At 39.5% G+C, this 20,328-nt stretch carries 19 protein-coding genes; 14 read left to right on the forward strand and 5 right to left on the reverse strand.

Annotated features, from left to right (window positions below; translation table 11 throughout):
* Positions 1-56: 56 nt before the first annotated feature.
* From rpsA to pyrF, 4 genes are all read left to right on the forward strand, one after another.
* The gene (rpsA, locus tag FTU80_RS03045; RefSeq protein WP_078188933.1) at positions 57-1,736 is read left to right on the forward strand and encodes a 30S ribosomal protein S1; all 1,680 of its coding nucleotides are present in this window, start codon (positions 57-59) and stop codon (positions 1,734-1,736) included.
* Between the two features lie 162 nt (positions 1,737-1,898).
* Positions 1,899-2,201: an integration host factor subunit beta gene (locus FTU80_RS03050; protein ID WP_067767464.1), complete on the forward strand. Its 303-nt coding sequence runs from the start codon at positions 1,899-1,901 to the stop codon at positions 2,199-2,201.
* 24 nt (positions 2,202-2,225) lie between these two features.
* Positions 2,226-2,591: a lipopolysaccharide assembly protein LapA domain-containing protein gene (locus tag FTU80_RS03055; RefSeq protein ID WP_078188931.1), complete on the forward strand. Its 366-nt coding sequence runs from the start codon at positions 2,226-2,228 to the stop codon at positions 2,589-2,591.
* A gap of 240 nt (positions 2,592-2,831) precedes the next feature.
* On the forward strand, positions 2,832-3,512 hold the full coding sequence (gene pyrF, locus FTU80_RS03060; RefSeq protein WP_180084222.1) for an orotidine-5'-phosphate decarboxylase: 681 nt from the start codon (positions 2,832-2,834) through the stop codon (positions 3,510-3,512).
* An 80-nt stretch (positions 3,513-3,592) separates the two neighbouring features.
* Here the strand turns inward: pyrF and FTU80_RS03065 are convergent, their stop codons facing one another.
* A complete protein-coding gene (locus tag FTU80_RS03065; RefSeq protein ID WP_180084223.1) occupies positions 3,593-4,501 on the reverse strand; it encodes a lysine exporter LysO family protein in 909 nt (302 codons plus the stop codon).
* Between the two features lie 49 nt (positions 4,502-4,550).
* Positions 4,551-6,080, reverse strand: a complete 1,530-nt coding sequence (locus FTU80_RS03070) for an NAD(P)/FAD-dependent oxidoreductase (protein WP_180084345.1) — start codon at positions 6,078-6,080, stop codon at positions 4,551-4,553.
* Between the two features lie 157 nt (positions 6,081-6,237).
* Here FTU80_RS03070 and FTU80_RS03075 point away from each other — a divergent pair, with 157 nt between their 5' ends.
* The 6 genes from FTU80_RS03075 (at position 6,238) to FTU80_RS03100 (ending at position 13,289) form a co-directional block, all read left to right on the forward strand.
* A complete protein-coding gene (locus tag FTU80_RS03075; RefSeq protein ID WP_111885051.1) occupies positions 6,238-7,245 on the forward strand; it encodes an AraC family transcriptional regulator in 1,008 nt (335 codons plus the stop codon).
* 84 nt (positions 7,246-7,329) lie between these two features.
* Complete coding sequence (gene zapE / locus FTU80_RS03080) at positions 7,330-8,481, forward strand: cell division protein ZapE (protein WP_111885050.1); 1,152 nt, start codon at positions 7,330-7,332, stop codon at positions 8,479-8,481.
* Between the two features lie 526 nt (positions 8,482-9,007).
* Complete coding sequence (locus FTU80_RS03085) at positions 9,008-11,170, forward strand: malate synthase G (protein ID WP_180084224.1); 2,163 nt, start codon at positions 9,008-9,010, stop codon at positions 11,168-11,170.
* 88 nt (positions 11,171-11,258) lie between these two features.
* Positions 11,259-11,525 (forward strand): hypothetical protein, encoded by a 267-nt coding sequence (locus FTU80_RS03090; protein WP_180084225.1) that lies wholly within the window; start codon positions 11,259-11,261, stop codon positions 11,523-11,525.
* Positions 11,526-11,534: 9 nt separating this feature from the next.
* Entirely contained in the window at positions 11,535-11,735 is a 201-nt protein-coding gene (locus tag FTU80_RS03095) for a hypothetical protein (protein WP_180084226.1), read from the forward strand.
* A gap of 111 nt (positions 11,736-11,846) precedes the next feature.
* Entirely contained in the window at positions 11,847-13,289 is a 1,443-nt protein-coding gene (locus FTU80_RS03100; protein WP_180084227.1) for an aldehyde dehydrogenase family protein, read from the forward strand.
* Between the two features lie 76 nt (positions 13,290-13,365).
* Here the strand turns inward: FTU80_RS03100 and FTU80_RS03105 are convergent, their stop codons facing one another.
* Complete coding sequence (locus FTU80_RS03105; protein WP_180084228.1) at positions 13,366-14,352, reverse strand: hypothetical protein; 987 nt, start codon at positions 14,350-14,352, stop codon at positions 13,366-13,368.
* 38 nt (positions 14,353-14,390) lie between these two features.
* Between FTU80_RS03105 and FTU80_RS03110 the strand changes: the two genes are divergently transcribed.
* Entirely contained in the window at positions 14,391-15,050 is a 660-nt protein-coding gene (locus tag FTU80_RS03110) for an SOS response-associated peptidase family protein (protein WP_111885089.1), read from the forward strand.
* A gap of 21 nt (positions 15,051-15,071) precedes the next feature.
* Here FTU80_RS03110 and FTU80_RS03115 read toward each other — a convergent pair whose 3' ends face one another.
* Positions 15,072-15,536 carry a MarR family winged helix-turn-helix transcriptional regulator gene (locus tag FTU80_RS03115; protein WP_078193646.1) on the reverse strand — a complete coding sequence of 155 codons (465 nt, stop codon included), beginning with the start codon at positions 15,534-15,536 and terminating at the stop codon, positions 15,072-15,074.
* Positions 15,537-16,153: 617 nt separating this feature from the next.
* Here FTU80_RS03115 and FTU80_RS03120 point away from each other — a divergent pair.
* From FTU80_RS03120 to FTU80_RS03130, 3 genes are all read left to right on the forward strand, one after another.
* Entirely contained in the window at positions 16,154-17,674 is a 1,521-nt protein-coding gene (locus FTU80_RS03120; RefSeq protein ID WP_180084229.1) for a transporter associated domain-containing protein, read from the forward strand.
* Between the two features lie 381 nt (positions 17,675-18,055).
* Positions 18,056-18,784 carry a hypothetical protein gene (locus tag FTU80_RS03125; RefSeq protein WP_180084230.1) on the forward strand — a complete coding sequence of 243 codons (729 nt, stop codon included), beginning with the start codon at positions 18,056-18,058 and terminating at the stop codon, positions 18,782-18,784.
* Positions 18,785-18,803: 19 nt separating this feature from the next.
* Entirely contained in the window at positions 18,804-19,355 is a 552-nt protein-coding gene (locus FTU80_RS03130) for a hypothetical protein (protein WP_180084231.1), read from the forward strand.
* Positions 19,356-19,452: 97 nt separating this feature from the next.
* Here the strand turns inward: FTU80_RS03130 and thiM are convergent, their stop codons facing one another.
* Entirely contained in the window at positions 19,453-20,322 is an 870-nt protein-coding gene (thiM, locus tag FTU80_RS03135) for a hydroxyethylthiazole kinase (RefSeq protein ID WP_180084232.1), read from the reverse strand.
* Between the last annotated feature and the right edge of the window lie 6 nt (positions 20,323-20,328).

Here is a 20,328-nt window from a genome sequence, read left to right on the forward strand (position 1 = left end):
CGCTTAATTAAACCGGCCTTGTCTGATCCAAGACCGCTGACTTTACTAGGTATATCATGACCGAATCTTTTGCAGCCCTCTTTGAAGAAAGCGAATTAAACCTCAACGTTGAAAAGGGTGCTGTCATCCAAGGCGTTGTAGTAAATATCGACTCTGACTGGGTAACAGTTGACACTGGCCTTAAATCAGAAGGTATTGTTGACCGCGCTGAATTCTTAAATGAACAACGTGAACTTGAAGTTCAAGTTGGCGACACTGTTGACGTAGTTGTTGAAGCTCTTGACAACGGTATGGGTCAAACAGTTTTATCACGTGAAAAAGCTAAACGTGCTGAAACTTGGACTAAACTTGAAAAAATCTTTGAAGACGGCGAAATCGTTACTGGTGTTATCTCTGGTAAGGTTAAAGGCGGTTTCACTGTTGACATCGGTCCAGTTCGTGCGTTCCTTCCAGGTTCTTTAGTTGATACTCGTCCTATTCGTGATACTACTCACTTAGAAGGTAAAGAGTTAGAATTTAAAGTAATCAAACTTGATGCTAAACGTAACAACGTTGTTGTATCTCGTCGTGCTGTTATGGAAGCTGAATCTTCAGCTGACCGTGAAGCTCTTCTTGCTCAGCTTGAAGAAGGTCAAACAGTTACTGGTACTATCAAAAATCTTACTGACTACGGCGCGTTCGTTGACCTTGGCGGTATTGATGGTCTTCTTCACATCACTGACATGGCTTGGAAACGTATCAAGCACCCTTCAGAAGTTGTTGAAGTTGGTCAAGAAGTTACTGTTAAAGTACTTAAATTCGACCGCGAACGTAACCGTGTATCTTTAGGCCTTAAACAATTAGGCGAAGATCCATGGTTAGCGATCATGAACCGTTACCCTAAAGGTTCTATCGTTAAAGCTCGTGTAACTAACTTAACTGACTACGGCTGTTTCGCAGAAATCGCTGAAGGCGTTGAAGGCTTAGTACACGTTTCAGAAATGGACCACACTAACAAAAACATCCACCCATCTAAAGTTGTTCAGATCGGTGACGAAGTTGACGTTATGGTTCTTGAAGTTGATGAAGAGCGTCGTCGTATTTCTCTTGGTATCAAACAAACTCGTGCTAACCCATGGGAAGAGTTTGCTAAAGAACACGACAAAGGTGAAAAAGTTTCAGGTACTATCAAGTCAATCACTGACTTCGGTATCTTCATCGGTTTACCAGGCGGTATCGATGGTCTAGTTCACTTATCTGACATTTCTTGGAACGAACAAGGCGAAGAAGCTATCCGTCGTTACAAGAAAGGTGACACAGTTGAAGCGGTTATCCTTTCAGTAGACGCTGAAGGCAACCGTATCAGCCTTGGCATCAAACAAATGAACAGCGATCCGTTCAACGATTTCTTAGCTGCTAACGAACGCGGTGCGCTTGTTAAAGGTACTGTAACTGCAGTTGACGCTAAAGGCGCTACTGTTAAGTTAGCTGACGAAGTTGAAGCGACTCTTAAAGCATCTGAAATCAACCGCGACCGCGTTGAAGATGCAACTAAGTTCCTTGAAGTTGGTCAAGAAGTTGAAGCTAAAATCATCAACGTAGACCGCAAATCACGTTCTATCAACTTGTCTATCAAAGCGAAAGACGAAGCTGAAGAAAAAGAAGCAGTAGCTAACTTGAACAAGACAGCTACAGCAACTTCAGACAATGGTCCTAAGACTATTGGTGATTTGATCAAAGCTCAAATGAACCACTAAGTAAGTGTTTGAATTGTATTGTTAATGTAAATTAATTAATATATTTTACACAATTACTGTAACGGTAGCGTAGTAAGTGATTATTACGCTACCGTTTTGTATTTAAACAGGTTATTATCAGGAAACTGATCCTAGGTAGCTTGATAATTAAAGAGGTCGCAGATGACTACTGAAGCACTTAATAAGTCTGACTTAATAGAGCGTATTTCTCTTAAAAACCCACACTTAGCTGAACCCTTAGTGGAAGAGGCCGTTAAGATAATGATCGATCAAATGATCGAAGCTTTGTCTACAGACAACCGAATTGAAATCCGTGGTTTTGGTAGTTTTGCATTACATCACCGTGAGCCACGTGTGGGTCGTAACCCAAAAACAGGTAAATCAGTTGAAGTTGCAGCAAAAGCTGTACCGCACTTTAAACCTGGTAAAGCTTTACGTGATGCGGTAAACGAATCTGCAAACTAATTCAAAACATTGTTAGGGGTGTTTATGCGTTACGTATTGGTCGTAATTCTACTGGTCCTATTTGGATACTCATTGGCTTTGGTTCTGCAAAACGGAACTGAACTTTCAGTCGATTTGTTGTTTACACAAGTGCCTGCAATGCGTTTAGGGCTTTTATTGCTATTAACCTTGTCATTAGGTTTGGTTTTAGGTCTTTTATTGGCAGTGCAAGTATTCCGAGTATTTCAAAATAACTGGGAAATTAAACGTCTACGTAAAGATATTGACCGCCTACGTAAAGAGCAAATTCAAACTGCTCAACTGGCTGCTGCTGAAGCGGCTGCACATACGCGTCATGAAAAGACAGTTTTAGATATTGATGCGAATGAGCGTCCTTCTAACCCATTATAATTGGGTTTTAGAAGTAAATTAACTACTTTTATGAGTAGATTTAAATTTTATATTTAACACTCCGGTGGATCATCGGGGTGTTTTTTTATGGGTAAAAAAAATAAATCGCTTATCTCAAATAAAATAAAGAGATAGCTCAATTCAAATTAATCATTTCAAATAACATGAGTTTTATAGCTTTCTGATCAAGTTGAATCCATTTATAATGCACTAATTTTGTCAAAATGAAGGGTAAGTCTCTTGAGTATCATCGTTGCACTAGATGCTAAAAGCCAATATGACGCACTTACAATTGCAGAACAGTTAGATCCTGCATTATGTCGAGTTAAGGTTGGTAAAGAGTTATTTACCCATGAGGGTCCAAGTGTCGTTAAGGCATTGCATGATAAAGGTTTTGAAGTATTTCTGGATCTTAAATTCCATGATATTCCAAACACCACAGCGCAAGCAGTTTGTGCGGCTGCGGATATGGGTGTATGGATGGTTAATGTGCATGCATCAGGTGGCCGTAAAATGATGGAAACCTGTGTAGAGCGCTTAAAGGCGGGCAATTACAATACTCAGCTGATAGCTGTTACAGTTTTGACCTCGATGGGCCGTGAAGATCTTGCGGATTTAGGCTTAGATGTTGAGCCTTTTGAACATGTGAAACGTCTTGCGACCTTAACGAAAGAAAGTGGTTTAGATGGTGTGGTGTGTTCGGCTCAAGAAGCAAAAATGCTGCGTGAAACTTTGGGTGCAGAGTTTGCTTTAGTGACACCGGGTATCCGTCCTGCGGGTTCTGCTGCTGATGATCAAAAACGAATTGTGACACCTAAACAAGCTATGCTTGATGGTTCTACACATTTGGTGATTGGCCGTCCAATTACTAAATCGGACAATATGCGTCAAACTTTAAAAGATATTTTGGCGAATTTGTAAGAATCCCACCCGACCTCCCTTTGAAAAAGGGAGGAGAAAGTCCCTCTTTTTTAAAGAGGGATTTAGGGAGATTAAAATCGTTAAAGCACCGCCAATATACTCACCAATATCGGTGCAAGTACAGAAAGGATAAAGCCGCTGACCATGGCATGTGGAATAAAATCATTACCGCAGGCTTGTTTGACCATAGGTAGGGTGACATCCATAGCTGTTGCACCCGCAGATGAAATTGCAGAGCGTGGGTAGCGCCAGCCAATAATATACATAAATACAATCGCAAAGATTTCTCTGAATAAATCATTCATCAGTGCGATACTGCCTAGATGCGCATTTTTTAATTCAGTCACGACGATGCCTGTCATCGAATAGAAACCATAGCCTTGTGACAGCATAATCAAATCTTTCAGGCTGATTTGTGGCAATAGATAGGCAGCAGCAAAAGCACCCAAAAGTGAACCGACGATACAGCCCAGAGGAACAAGTAGAATTTTCCAATTTAACCAAGAACGATCGAGCGGTGAGTAGGCGAGATCTAGACCAATCAGAAACATAAAGACTAAAAGTAGATCCCAAGTACTCGTATGTGGCTGAAGACTAAAATGTGCTGCAATTTCGGCAAAAGCATAACCTAAACCTAATGCAATAAAAGCATAGCTAATATTGATGAGTGAGCTTGTTACTAACTGCATGGACACTTTGCCATGACTGGGTTTATAGCCTAAAAGCTTAAATAAAATATAGCAGCAAATAAAAGCACCCATTGAGGTTAATAGTGCAATAACTACTGATGAAGAGAGGATTTGCAGAGGTGCTGGAATAGTGTGTAATGTTTCAGAAAATTCGATCGCAATCGCAAATAACAAAATATAAGTAAAGTACGGCAGGAGTTTAAAGGCGATTTTTTCAAGCCAAGTGGGTAGGCGACGTGCAAGAATAAAACCAAGCCCTAAACAGGCTAAGAGCTGGAAAATCAACCAGAAAGATTGCATACAAAAATAGGCAGATAATGAATACCTGCCTATTATGACCTGTTATTGCTTAAGCTGCATGACTAGATTTTGTTTTACTGAGGAGTCGAAAATCGGCTGGATTTATTTTTCGAGTAGCCAGCCAATATTTCCATGTATAAGTTGGCCACAGTGCAAAATTTTTACCGCCATTTTGTTGATACCAGCTCACGCAGCCTGATTGCCATACCGTGCCATCAAGCATGTCTTGTACATGAGTGTTAAATTGATCTTGCACCTGATCTTTGACAGCGATGGCTTGAACATTAGATTTTGAAACCAATTGCATCATTTGTAAGATGTAATCGACTTGTGCCTCAATCATAAAGACCACTGAATTATGGGCAAGTACTGTATTGGGGCCTAATAATTGGAACAGATTTGGAAAGCCTTTAGTACTAATGCCGTAATAACTTTCTGCGCCATCTTGCCACTGCTGCTTCAGTTCTTTACCTTTTTCACCAATACATTCAAAGGACTTGAGATAAATACGTGGGTCAGTAATAAAGCCAGTCCCATAGATTAAGCAGTCAATTTCACGGGATTTTCCATCTTTGGTAATAATGGCATTTTCAGTGATTTCTTGTATTGCATCACTGACCAATTCCACATTAGGTCTATTAAAGGTTGGAAAGTATTTATTAGAAATTAAAATGCGTTTACAACCCATGATGTAGTTTGGGGTTAGTTTCTTGGCAAGTTCAGCATCTTTCACTTGATACTTAATATACAGTTCTGCCAGTTTTTGCGCATATTTCATGGTAGTTGGTTTAACAATTGGCACGACACGTGATTCGTTGGTCCAATACAGGCGAGCGCGGTGAATTTTTCGAAACCAATCATATTTTTTAAATAATGATTTTTCTAAACCATGATAACTACGTTCATCTCGTGGAATGACCCAAGCCGCGGTACGTTGAAAAACATACAGTTGCTGTGTTTGTGGTGCGATTTCAGGAATGTATTGGATGGCACTGCCGCCTGTACCAATCGATGCGACTTTTTTACCTTCTAATGGATATTGATGATCCCATTGAGAAGAATGAAACACTTTGCCTTTAAATTTTTCAATGCCCGGAATGTGTGGAATTTGCGGGACATGTAGCGGGCCAGATGCAAAAATCACGTATTGAGCGGTAATTTTAACGCCATCTTTGAGTTCTAAATGCCAGTCGCAGGTTGATTCATTGTATTGGCTTGAAAGCACTTCACTGTTAAAGCGACAGAACTGTTTTAAATTATATTCACGGGTGACCTGTTGGATATAGTCAAATATTTCCGGCGCTTCAGCATAACGTTTTGACCAATCTGTTTTGGGTGCAAAAGAAAGCGAATACATATGTGATTGCACATCACACGCAGCGCCAGGGTAGCGGTTTTCACGCCAGGTTCCACCAAAATCATTGGCTTTTTCGAGGATCAAAAAATCTTGATTACCTTGTTGTAAAAGGCGTATCGCCATAGCAATACCACCAAAACCACCGCCGATGATGGCGATTTGTGTATGTATTTCAGAATTGGCTTTTGGGGTTTGCACTGTTTTTGTTTGCGCTTCCTGCATCATTTTTTTAATTCCAAGCGAGATTACAAGTTAAGCATACTTGAGTGCGTGATCAGAACAATATGATTGAGGTGACAGAAAAATTGATCGAAACGGCAATGTTCATAATTGCAAATTTGTAGTAAAAAAGAAGAAATTTAATGTCATTTTACGATTTATGAAACGATCCATTCTAAGCCTGATGTATTTAGTACAAGGAATGCGTAAAGCAGGCGTAGATGTCGATCAACGTTTGCAAACTATCGGGCTGCGTGTCGATGCGCTCGATCCTACTTCAGTGATTCATCCGAGTTTAGAGTGGGATGTACTGAAAGTCATTGGTAAAGATGTAGAACCTGAGCAAGGGTTATTTATTGGTCAGCATTATACGTTGGCGGGTTATGGCCCGTTGCTGATGTTATTGGTCACCAGTGATACTTTACGCCAAGCTTTAAATCAGGGGATTCGCTTTCAACAGTTGACACATCTAACTGGGCGTTTGAGTTTGCAAATCAGTCAGCATAAAGTGGCTTTGTGCTATCAACCGCAAGATGTGTATGCGCCACTGGGTGCATTATTGGCGCAGTCAGAGATTTCAGGAACTTATAAATTCATCCGTGATTTGTACAAAATGATGGGTCTATCTACGCCACAAGTTCAAATTGATTTGCCATTTGCTGAACCCAAAGATCCTGAAAAATTAAAAATGTTTACTGATTATTATGGCTCTCAAGTTCGATTTGGTGCGCCATTTGCGGCATTTTGGTTCGATGAAGATGTTTTAGATATTCGGATCCCTTCCGCAGATATTATTACTTTTCGATTATATGAGTCGAAATGTATTGCGGAGTTAGAACGTTTAAGCGCCGATGAAGATGCGCCATCATTGGTTCAACGTGTGCAAGATTATTTGGAATTACAAAGTGGTGCGATGCCAAGTATGGCAGCAACTGCTCAAGCGTTGAACTTGCCTGAAAGAACTTTGCGTCATCAACTGCAACAGTTAAATACCAGTTATAAGCAAATTCGTGAAGATATTATTAAAGATAAAGCACTCCGTATGATTGAATATAATGAATATTCAATTGAAATGATTGCAGAATTGCTGGGCTATTCAGAACCTGCGGCGTTTAATCATGCGTTTAAACGTTGGTTTGGGCATAGTCCGAGACAATATAATAAATAGCCAATGCGCTTTACTGCCAAAGTGTTATATCTTCGAGTTTATTCTTCGTTATAATTCATTTAGCCCAAAAAAGTATTTAATGATATGTCAGATTTTCAGTCACCACACAACACCGCATTTACTCCGATTTCACCGGCTGAGCGTTATGCTCAAGCCTTAGCATCTGGTCAGTTTTTACCAGATCAGGAACAGGCGCAAGCGGTGCATGAGTTGGATCGAGTTTGGCAAGAATTAATCCAACGTTTTAAGGCTTCTAAAAAAGCGTTTCGTCGTTTCCGTCGTCAAACTGCACCGAAAGGGGTGTATATGTGGGGCGGTGTAGGACGTGGTAAAACGTGGCTGATGGATCAGTTTTATGATTCTGTGCCATTTCGACGCAAAACACGTATGCATTTCCATCACTTTATGCAGTACGTACACCGTGAATTAAATAAGCTTTCAGGTCAGCGTAATCCACTCGACCTTGTTGCCGACCAAATTTATAAAGAAGCAGTCGTGATTTGCTTTGATGAATTCTTTGTATCCAATGTCACGGATGCAATGATTTTGAGTGATCTATTCCAAAAATTATTTACGCGTGGGATCACCCTTGTTGCAACATCTAACATCGCACCAGATGGTTTATATAAAAACGGGATCCATCGTGACCGTTTTATCCCAACCATCGAAATGGTGAAAAAGAACTGTGTGATTTTAAATGTAGACTCAGGCGTAGACTATCGTTTACGTGTATTGAAACAAGCGCAGTTGTTTAAGTCGCCTTTAACACATGAACATAAGTTGTGGATGGCACAGCGTTTTACAGCATTAACGCAAACCCAAACGGTTTCACAAGAGCCAATTATTATTAATCAGCGTATTGTGGAAACCATTGGTCATACGGAAGATGTACTATGGTGCGAATATTCTGAACTTTGCCTAAAACCACGTAGTCCAGCGGACTTTATTGAAATTGCCAATATTTATAATACGGTCTTGGTGAGTAATGTGCCGCACATGACGGATTATTTGTCTGAAGGGACTCGTCGTTTTATCTATCTAGTTGATGAGTTTTATGACCGTGGTGTTAAGTTGTTGCTTACTTCAGAAGATACGATTATTGAATTATATCAAGGTGAAAAATTGGCATTTGAAATTGAGCGTACACGTTCGCGCTTATTGGAAATGCAATCTGATGATTATCTACATACCTCTCACCGTCAAATCAATGCACCAGAATCTACGGCAGAAAATTAAGCGTTTCTGTTGGAATGAAAAAAGAACGTCTTGATGGCGTTCTTTTTTTTTGATTTTTAGTTTTAGATTACATGCATAGATAAGAAAAAGTATAGATCGAACAATCGACTTTAAAAGCGAGGTCGGAAGATAAAAGCATCATTTAATAAGAAGAAGGGTTGTTTAATAATTCATCGATAAAAGCGTTAAATTTAAACTGATTGGTTGAAGTTGTAGCATCGACATTGGCAGCATTTCATGGCTTAATCGAGTGAGTTTGTTTGACGCTTGGGTCTATTTGTTCAGTTTTAGAACAAAATTCTGCACTTAAGTCTAATTTCGACATTTCAAAAACTTTATACACTGTAAAAAGGTATTCAGGCTGATGATGACGTCGTATTTCTGATCTTTATTATGTTGAATGATGAGGGTATTTCATTACATAGAAAATGATCATTATTTAGGAATGTGATAGTACTATTCAGCAAAGTATAAATGGGTATACTAGAATCTCTTGTTATAAAAAATAGCAATATCAGGAAAGACAATGACTGCACGTATTCAAAAAGGCAAGTTAGCGATTGCTAAAGAACTTTACGATTTCATCGAAAATGAAGCACTACCGGGTTCAGGTTTAGACAGTGAAACTTACTGGAAAAACTTTGAACAAGTCGTTGTCGATCTTAGCCCAAAGAACAAAGCACTATTGGCTAAGCGTGACGACATTCAAGCTAAAATTGATGAATGGCACCGCAACAACAAATTTGAACTCGAAGCTTACAAAGCTTTCCTTACTGAAATTGGCTACTTATTACCAGAAGTAGAAGATTTCCAAATCAGCACAGAAAATGTAGACGAAGAAATCGCATTATTGGCTGGTGCGCAATTAGTAGTGCCTGTACGTAATGCACGTTACTGCTTAAACGCTGCGAACGCACGTTGGGGTTCACTCTACGATGCTCTTTACGGTTTTGACGTGATCTCTGAAGAAGACGGCGCGGAAAAAGGTAAGGGCTATAACCCAGCTCGTGGCGCAAAAGTTATCGAATTTGCTAAAAACTTCTTAAATGAAACTTTCCCGCTAGCTCATGGTTCGCATGCAGATGCAACTAAATATGCGGTAGAAGGCAAAAAGTTAGTTGTAAGCCTAAAAGATGGCTCAACTGCAACTTTAGCGAAAGAAGCTCAGTTTGTTGGTTTTAATGGTGACGAAGCTGCGCCAACCGAAATCGTACTTTTAAACAATGGTTTGCATGTAATCATTGAAATTGATGCGACGAGCCCAATTGGTTCAACTGATGCTGCGGGCGTTAAAGACTTAGTTCTTGAAGCTGCGGTAACCACAATTCAAGACTTAGAAGACTCAATTGCAGCAGTTGATGCTGAAGAGAAAGTTGAAGGCTACCGTAACTGGTTAGGCTTAATGAAAGGTACACTTTCTGAGTCAATCGAGAAAAATGGTAAGACCATCACGCGTACATTAAATAAAGATCGTACGCACAAAAACTTAATCGGTGGTGAAACTACGCTTCACGGTCGTTCATTGATGTTGCTTCGTAATGTAGGTCATTTGATGACAAACCCTGCGATCCTTGTCGATGGCGAAGAAATTTATGAAGGTATCATGGATGCCTTGGTTACTCCGCTTCTTACGATTGCTGACATCCGTGGTGAAAACACGATTAAGAACTCGCGTAAAGGTTCAATGTATATCGTGAAGCCAAAAATGCATGGTCCTGAAGAAGTGGCATTTGCAGTTGAATTGTTCGAGCGTGTTGAACAAGCGCTTGGTCTACCTGCGAAGACTTTGAAAATCGGTATCATGGACGAAGAACGTCGTACTTCTGTGAACTTGAAAAACTGTATCGCACAAGCAAAAGATCGTACGATCTTTATTAATACAGGTTTCATGGACCGTACAGGTGACGAAATTCATACTTTCATGGAAGCAGGTCCATTCGTTCGTAAAGGCGAAGTAAAGTCTCAAATCTGGTTCCCAGCATATGAAAACCGTAACGTGATGATCGGTCTACAAGCCGGCTTACGTGGTAAAGCGCAAATCGGTAAAGGCATGTGGCCAAAACCAGATATGTTGCTTGATATGTACAAAACTAAAATTGAGCATCCAGAAGCTGGCGCAAGCTGTGCATGGGTTCCGTCTCCATCTGGCGCTGTAATTCACGCGATCCATTACCATCAGTGCAATGTTTCTGAGCGTCAAAAAGAGTTGTTGAATACTCAGCCGCTATCTTTAGATGACTTGTTAACGCCGCCTTTAGCGACAGATACAAACTGGTCTGAAGAAGAGAAAACCAAAGAACTCGAAAACAACCTTCAAGGTATCTTGGGTTATGTTGTTCGTTGGGTTGATTTGGGTGTAGGTTGTTCAAAAGTACTAGATATCAACAACGTTGGTTTGATGGAAGACCGTGCAACTTTACGTATTTCTTCTCAACACGTTGCGAACTGGTTACGTCACGGTATCGTAACTGCTGAACAAGTTGAAGAAGTATTTAAGCGCATGGCGAAAGTTGTGGATGAGCAAAATGCCAACGATCCACTTTACACACCAATGGCACCAAGCTTTGATGGTTATGCATACAAAGCTGCTTATGATTTAGTATTCAAAGGTGGCGAGCAGCCTTCTGGTTATACAGAGCCGCTTCTTCATGCTTACCGTTTAAAATTAAAAGGTTATACAGGTGACTAATCTGTAAATCAAAAAAAGCCTCTTCGGAGGCTTTTTTTATTGCTTGAGAAAGTTAGAATGTCGACAAAAAAAATAAAAAGGAAACTCCATGTATTTATGGAATGTAAATCGGTTGGTGGAGGATATAAGACTGAATAAAGTCTCTGAAACCCATTATAAAAACTACTATATTGCCAGCTCAATATTGATTTTCTTTAGCTACTTAGCACTGATGTTAACCCCAGAATCCAAACCTACAGAAGCTTGGGCTTCGTTTGTTTTACAAGTTGGTCTGCTGATCAGCTGGGTGAATGCCATATTTAAAGCCAATGGCGGCGAGCAAGGCCGAGATTTTTTAAAGCGCTTTATTGCATAGTATCTGCCAGTGACGATTCAGAGTTTAGTCCTCTTTATCTTGATCGCTGTTGTTGTCGAAGGGCTGTTACCCATGTTGACCCTAAACATGGAGGAGGCTGCGCTTGAGCAACTCACCACAGTTAAAGATCTAAGTTTTGAAGTCATCATTAGCTGTTATATTTATTGGCGAATCTATAAAGCGATGCGGCAGATTCATCAGCCTGTTTAAAGTATAAGGTTGTAAAAGAAGTTAATTATAAAGTTTTATCCTGTTTTTCTCATAGCTTTTCAATGCTGAAGCCATTACATTGGAATGAATGATAAAAATGGGATGGAAACGATGTCAGCTTATACCGCATTAGATTTGCAATATATTGGTGGGCAATGGCGAGCAGGGACTTCAACGCGTCACATCAAAAATATAAATCCCTTTAGCCAAGCACAGATTTTTGAATTGCAGGCAGCCAGCAGTGTCGATGTAGACAGTGCTTATAGTGCGGCAGAAGCAGCATTTAAATCAGAAAAGACCAAGTCTATTAAAGTACGTCAGCAAGTTATCAACAAATTAGCTCAAACCATTCAGCAGCGCAGAGAAGAAATTATTCAATGGCTGATAGATGAATCTGGGAGTACACGTTTAAAAGCCAATATTGAAGTTGATGCGGCGCTCGGCATTATCCAAGAATCGCTGAGTTTTCCTGAAAAAATGCAAACCACGCAGTTGGAGAGTAAAGATCCGAGTCGAAAGAGTTTTGTCTTGCGCAAACCCTTGGGTGTCATTGCGGTGATTAGCCCTTGGAATTTTCCATTTCATTTGTCGATGCGTTCTGTGGTGACTGCGATTGCTTGCGGCAATAGTGTGGTGCTGAAGCCTGCAACTGACACACCAGTCACAGGTGGAACGTTACTCGGGAAATTATTTGAAGAAGCGGATTTGCCGCATGGCGTATTAAATGTTGTTGCAGGCAGCGGCAGTGAAATTGGCGACTATTTTGTAGAGCATCCTGTGCCTAAAATGATTTCATTTACAGGTTCAACTGAAGTGGGTCAACAGGTGGGGGTGAAAGCTTTGGCAAGTTCACGGATTAAGCGTTTAGCGCTGGAACTTGGCGGCAATTCGCCTTTGGTGATTTTAGATGATGCAGATTTAAATTTAGCCGTTGAACTGACCGTGATGGGGCGTTTTTTGCATCAAGGACAAATCTGCATGAGTACCAATCGAGTGATTGTGGATGAATCCTTGCACGATGCTTATGTTGAAAAATTAATTAAACGGGTAAAAAGCATTGTGGTCGGTGATCCGAATGATGTCGAAACTCTGATAGGCCCTATCATCAATAAGTCGCAAATCGATAAATTAAAAACCATTATTCAAAATGCCATTCAGCAAGATGCGATTTTAGCCTATGCAGGCGGTATAGAAGGTCAATTAGTTGCACCGCATATTTTCACCCATGTGGATGCGCACGCTGATATTGCATTAGAAGAAAGCTTTGGGCCAATTTTGCCGATTTTAAAAGCGCGAGATGAAGCGCATGCACTTGAATTGGCGAATTCAACCCGATTTGGTTTATCGAGTGCGGTATGTACCTCAAATTTAGCACGCGGCGGAGAGTTTGCGGCCAAACTCGATATAGGCATGACGCATATCAATGGCATCAGTGTGGCGGATCATTCTAATGCACCCTTTGGCGGTGAACGGAATTCAGGCCTTGGTCGCTTTAATGGTGAGTGGATATTTGAGGAATTTACCCGCACCCATTGGCAAACGTTCCCTGCTTAAAATACACAAATTGAAGTCTATTTTATCTTGTGCAATAGACTTCACTGCAGGTTCTGCTGCGTATGACATTTCTAGTTTATTTCCATGAAATATCAGGAATTATATAGTCCCATAAACGGCTCCAACGTGTCTTGTAATATAGAAAAGCACCAATATCCTTAGTTGAACAATTATCTTGATAGTACATTTTGTGATTCATCAACAGCATAGGTTTACGCTGCAAGGCCATCATATATAGCTTGACCTGTACCTTATAATTGTAGATTGAATAATTAGAAGAAATACTCTCGGTTTTCATTTTTTGGATATTGTGAATATACACATCAAACTTCAAGCCATTTTTGTAATCTGTTGCCTCATGAATTGTTCGATCTTCGATTGGAATAAGCGGATTGTTATCACTAAACGCTAAATATGCGTTATGTATTTTGTTTCCTTGTTGATAATTAAACTGAAGAGCTGAATTTGCAGTAGTGAAATAGGGGAGCGCATCTTGAGGATTGATTTTAAACGTGCCTGTACAATTAGTCCTGACACGCCCTTCATCTGCGTTCACCGTAAACCAGCCAAATTGATCTTCCAATTCCGTGGTATGGGCTTCATCTGCGTCAGGAAGAATCACGCCAAACTGATCTCTTTGTCTTTGCTGATTTTGCATCAAGCGATAACTATTTTGAGCACGTTTTGCAAAACGGATTTCAGGAAACATCTCTGGAGATTTAATTTTAAAGTCAGAGACATTGATTACTTCACCATCAGGCAAGATGACCAATGAAAATTGTTGTTCTTGGGTGTTGGGAAGATTTTTGACCGTAACCCAGTGATTCGAATTGATGATTTGCTGATTGCGAAAATGCTTATATTGAATGCGGTACTTGCCTGCAGGAATCTCAGTCTCATTGATTAGGTCTTGTTTAAATGGATATTCGTTGAGATAGAGCGCTTCGAGACTAAAAGGTAGAAATGAAACGGTATGTACAGAGACTTTTGCAGCATGTAGGGTTGAATAGAGGCTTGAAATTAGAATTAAAACGATAAAGCAACTTCGGTTTAGATTTTTCATTTATTATAAAGATTGATTTTTTGCGGATTATGGCAAATATGTGTGCTAATTTCAAACCGATTACCTTATCGCAATTAAAGTCTCAAAACTTGCCTGAAATCAGCTTTGAATATCCTGAGGAAGTCTATCCAAATTATGATTTGCCGCTACTCTTTAAGTCTGAACAAGGGCTAGAGTGGCGAAAAGTGAATTTTGGCATGGTGCCTAAATGGGCCGAAGACAAATCAATTGCACTTAAAACCTATAATGCCCGAAATGAAACTTTGTATCAAAAGCCTACGTTTATTAATGCGATTTCAAAATGTAAGTTTGGCGTGATACCCGTGTCTGAATTTTATGAGTCAATGTATATCGATAATAAGCCGCAGCGTTGGAGTGTTAAGCGCAAAGATGGAGAAGCGTTTTATATTGCTGCCTTATATGACATTTGTAGACAAGGTGATGAGATTGTACGCTCAAGTACCATGATTACGATGGATGCTATTCAGCATGAGATGATGAAGCATTTTCATGAGCCGGGCAATGTTAAACGTTCGGTGATTGTAATTCCGCATGCGAGGTTAGAAGAGTGGCTGAGTTGGAAATCACCCAACATCCAAAGTTTTGTACAAGGTTTTCCTGTTGATGAGTTTGAATGTGCACACGCACCCAAAATAAAAATCGAAAAAATCAGTCCCCAACTGAATATTTTCGATTGATATTTCGGTGATGCAGAATGCTTAGCGCGCTAAGTTTTTGAAAATATGCTTTAAGCTTTCCATGGTTTTTTCAATTTGTAGCGGTGTTAAGCCTTCAAAAGATTGCTCTAGAACGACATTCGTTAGATCGTTAATCTTCTGCGTCATAGCAGTGCCTTTATCGGTTAACACGACGCGGGTAATACGCGCATCATCTTCACAAGAATAGGTATCTACTAAGCCTTCATCTTTTAAACGATAAACGATCTTGGTTGTCGTCGACATTTTAGACACGACCATTTCAGATAAATCTGAAACGCTAGCATGTGGTTTAGACTTGAGTGCGAGCAGGATACGACGACGTGAATTATCAACGCCATACTTTTTCAATGCATGGTCGACGTTTAAAACATATTGTGAATGCACCTGAGTAACCCAGTAGAAAGGAAAATTTTCTAAACTAAAGTCATCGGTGGATGGTAAAAATTTTGAATACTTTTTTGTCATAAAGGAGTCCCCTGAATATTTGTTTTAATTTTATTTAATGTTTTAACATTCTATTGAAAAATAGAGGGTAATAGCAAGAGTTCACAATAAAAAAAATAGAAAGTAGAAGATATCTCATTTTTAGATTATCTAAATAGATTATATTGATATTCTGTCTAAATGCTTAACAGAAATTAAAACTAAGGTTAGGTATAGAGATAGTGTAGTGAAAATAAATAAGTTTTTAATTTGAATTGAATATTAATATTTTTTACCAAAAGGTAGAAATAAATAATTCATTAGATTTGTCATACAATCTATTACAAGCGTCCTTAATTACATTTAATTAAAAGTCAGGTGAATTCAAGCTTTTTTTTAAAATTGGAAGCAATATTCTCAAAAAATAGGTTTAACCATCTTGCTGTGTATTTATATCAGCTAAGTGATATATAACTCACAGTGTTTTTAACATTTTGTCATATTGTTGCTGCGAAAAAATATGCTTGAATACATTACAAATGCGCAAGATTGTGCATAATGGAATGGTTTATAGTTACACAGGTTAAATTTATGGATCCGTCGCCGTGCGTTGGTCTGATTGAAGATATTCTTACAATCCAGAATGAGGAAGAGAGCTAATGGAATTTTTGTTAGATCCCGGAATCTGGGTTGGTTTACTTACATTAATTATTTTAGAAATTGTACTAGGGATTGATAACCTAGTCTTTATTGCCATTTTGGCAGAAAAACTCCCTCCAGAACAACGTGACAAAGCCCGTATACTTGGTCTTTCACTCGCATTGTTAATGCGATTAGGATTGTTATTTGCAATCTCTTGGTTGGTCACATTAACAAAGCCCCTGATTACTGTTTTTGATTGGACATTCTCTGGTCGAGATCTCATATTATTGTTCGGTGGATTGTTCTTAGTTTATAAGGCAGTCACAGAGCTACATGAGAAATTAGAAGGAAAACCAGAAGTTCAAGTGACAACAAAAGTGGCATATGCCAGCTTTACAGCAGTTGTTGCGCAAATTGTTGTCTTAGATGCGGTTTTCTCTTTAGACTCTGTCATTACAGCGATCGGTATGGTCGACAACATTTATGTCATGATGGCAGCAATGATTGTGGCAATGGCAGTGATGTTACTTGCATCTAAACCGCTAACGGCTTTTGTAAACCGACATCCGACCGTCGTGATCCTATGTTTAAGCTTCTTATTACTGATCGGTATTAGTTTGATAGCAGAAGGTTTTGGTTTCCATATTCCGAAAGGCTATATCTACTCAGGTATTGGTGTTGCGATTGTCATCGAAGCCTTTAACCAGTTTAGTCAACGCAATGCTCAAAAACATGAAGCGAAAATTCCATTACGTCATCGTACTGCGGACAGTATTTTAAAACTGATGGGTGGGCGCTTAGAATCCGATCAAGTTGGTAATCAGGCGCAAGAAACCTTTGCAGACGAAGAGCGTTACATGATTGGGGGGGTGTTGACGCTTGCAGAGCGTTCAGTTGCGTCGATCATGACTCCCCGTAATCAAATTTCTTGGGTGGATTTAAATGACACACCTGAACAAATTCGTGAGCAAGTCCTTTCAGTGCCGCACAGTTTATTCCCTGTGTGTCGTGGTAGCTTGGATAAAGTGATTAGTATTGTCCGCGCGAAAGAACTTATTGATGTTCTAGACAGTGAAGATGATCTAAAAGCATTGATTAAACGTCATCGTCCAATCTTTATTTTCCAAAAGATGAAGGTGATTGATGCGATTAATACCTTGCGTACCTCAAAAGGCTCTTTGGTGTTGGTTACGGATGAGTTTGGGGCGGTACAAGGTCTGATTTCACCACTCGATGTGTTTGAAGCGATTGCTGGTGAATTCCCTGATGCAGATGAACAACTTGATTTGATTAAAATCGATGATGAACATTGGAAAGCTTCAGGCATGCTCGATCTGTATCAGTTAGAACTTGAATTGGAAATGCTGGATTTGATCGAAGAAGATGATGGTTATATCAGTGTTTCAGGTCTTATTTTAGATCAGACCCACGGCAATGTAGAAGTCGGTACTGTGGTTGATTTTAAAGGCATTCAATTTAAAGTCACGGCAATGGATGAAAACCGCATTAAAACGGTTGATATCTATTACCAGGCCTAATGCTCAAATATTAAAAATGACCCTAAGACAGCTTTTCGAAGCTGTCTTTTTTTATGACTAGAAAGTATAAGAAATCCTATATAACGAGGGCTGCAATTCACGATGTTAAAACGTATTATATTTACATGATGTAACAGTCAAAAAACGCTGCAACTTTTGAGCTTTTAGAGGGTTAAAGCGGTTCAAAAGTAAAAAATATTGATAGGGTTGATTTTAAAAAAGCAAGAGGGTAAATAGCGATTCATTTTTAACTTGGGGTTTTAATCATCATTGATGATCTATGAATAATTTTATTTCATTTAAATACCGCTTCGGAAAACTTTATAACTAGGGACTTTGAAAAAACATCAAAGTTAATCCATTAAGAAAATGGGTGTTGGTATGGCGATCACTGAGAATATCATTGATTTTTGCAAACTCACGACTGAAGAAAAACATGAGTTGTTTCAACGGCTCTGGGAGTTTGATCAATGTATTTTCCCAACTTCTAAGATTGAACAACTCTATCAATACATGCATGACCCCGATATTGTTGCATTACCAATCATTCAGTATTTTGAGCACGATAAACTGATCGGGCAAAATATTGTGCGTATATTAAAAATTATGCATAACAATCGGCCGATTTTTATTTTTAATTCACGGGCAGGGGTATTGGTTGATTATCGTCGGAAAAACCTGACCTTAAACTCGGCGATTAAAGTGGCGATGCAGCATCAGATTCGATTTCCAGCGATTCCGATGTGGTTTGTGGCTACATTGGCACAACCAAAGGTATATACATTATTTGCCTCGCGCTCTGTTAAGTTTTATCCAAGGCATGGTGTCCCGATGCCCACCGAGTATGTGGATGTTTTAAATAGTTATAAAATCCGTCAGCATGATGTGCAGCATCGGGCTGAGGATATTTTTGTTCATCGTTGTGATTTACCGAAGGTGACGCCTGAGCAATTGGTTCGGCTACGGAAAAAATCTGATGAACATGTTCAATTTTTTATGCAGCACGTGCCAGATTATTTTGATGGCATGGGTTTAATGTGTATTTGTAAATTAAATGTTTCAACCATTTTTGAAGCAAGTATGAATCTGGCAGTTGGGCGAGCAGTTTAATGACGGACATGGATGTGTTATGGGACAAATGACGATATATCGATTATTAGGTTTTGGTGCGGCAATCTTTTTAACGGCTTGTCAGCCTGCAGAGCAAAAAATACAAGAGCAATCGCAGAAATGTGTTACTCCTGAAAAATTGGTCAAACAAATTTATGACCAAGAGTTGAAATTACATGCTTTGAGTAAAGATCAACTCGCTGCCTATTTTGAGCCATCGTTAGCGGAACGTATGCAAGCAGAAATTAACTGTAAGCAGTCGCAACAAGCGTGTAATGTAGATTTTGATATTTTCACGGATAGCCAAGATCCGCAGCAAGATTCGAAAAAAGGCGTTCAGCCTAAACTGAGTTTTGATGAAAATAAAAACGTCGTTCTTGCTGAGTTTAAAATTGGTGATGAAGCCAAAGTCTTAAATTATGAAATGAGTGATGGCGACTGTTCAAAAATCAAAAATATTGTCTATGCGGGAGACTATGACCTAGACATGATTTTGAGTAATCCAACAGAAACGATCGAAGATTCAGAAATGTTTGATGCCAATGCTGCAAGTGACAGTACGGCACAGTAAATTTTTTCGCATATTAATTAGTACAAAACAGTATGAATCCCTGAACAGCTTGAGTCCTATACTCAAGCTGTTTTTGTTTTCTCAAGGTATCATAGCTTTATAGTGAATAAATTTGCATGTTGGCAAGTTGATTGAAATCATCTTCATTGAGATTATAAATTTCATCTAAAAATGCAACATTAAAACTGCCGACACTTGAGCTAATTTCATAGGCTTTTTGACCCGCAATCGCAAAGTGCAAATGTGCTGCGACCGTGCCAGCAGTTAGCGTTTCACTCACGGCGCAATACGCCGCTGTTAACGCACCTAAAGCGCAGCCAGAAGCCGTCACTTTGGGTTGTAAGTAAGATCCACCATTAATCTGAATCACTGCATTCATTTCTTTCGATAAGATGAAATCTGATTCGCCTGAAATTGCCACACATTCACAGTGTTCTAACAAGGGCACAGCATTTAAATAAATCTCGGCACTATTGAGCGTGCTATCGACACCGCGTGACTCACCTTGATTACCTGCAAGACCACTGATTTCTGATGCATTGCCACGAATAATGCTTGGTTTGTATTGGAGTAATTGGTCAACCATTTCAGATCGCCACGGCAAAACGGGGCCATAACCGACAGGGTCAAGCACCCAAGGTTTATTTAAATTTTGTGCTGTTTGTGCAGCAATTTGCATGGCCTGCATTTGTTCAGACGTTGGCGTACCTAAATTGATATTCAATGCACTGGCAATAGAGGCAAAGCTTTCGGCTTCAAAGGAATTATCAATCATTGCAGGAGAAGCACCCGCAGCTAAAAGGACATTGGCGACATAATTGCTCGCAACTGCATTGGTGATGATGTGCACCAAAGGTTGTTTGGATTGAAGTTCAATCCACGCATTAATGACGCTTTGTAAAAGCGGGCTATTTAAGTCAGTTAATTCACTGTTCATGGTCGTTTCAAAATTTTCAGATTGATTCATTGTTTT

The organism is Acinetobacter sp. YH12145 (assembly GCF_013418335.1).
Lineage (GTDB): Bacteria > Pseudomonadota > Gammaproteobacteria > Pseudomonadales > Moraxellaceae > Acinetobacter > Acinetobacter amyesii.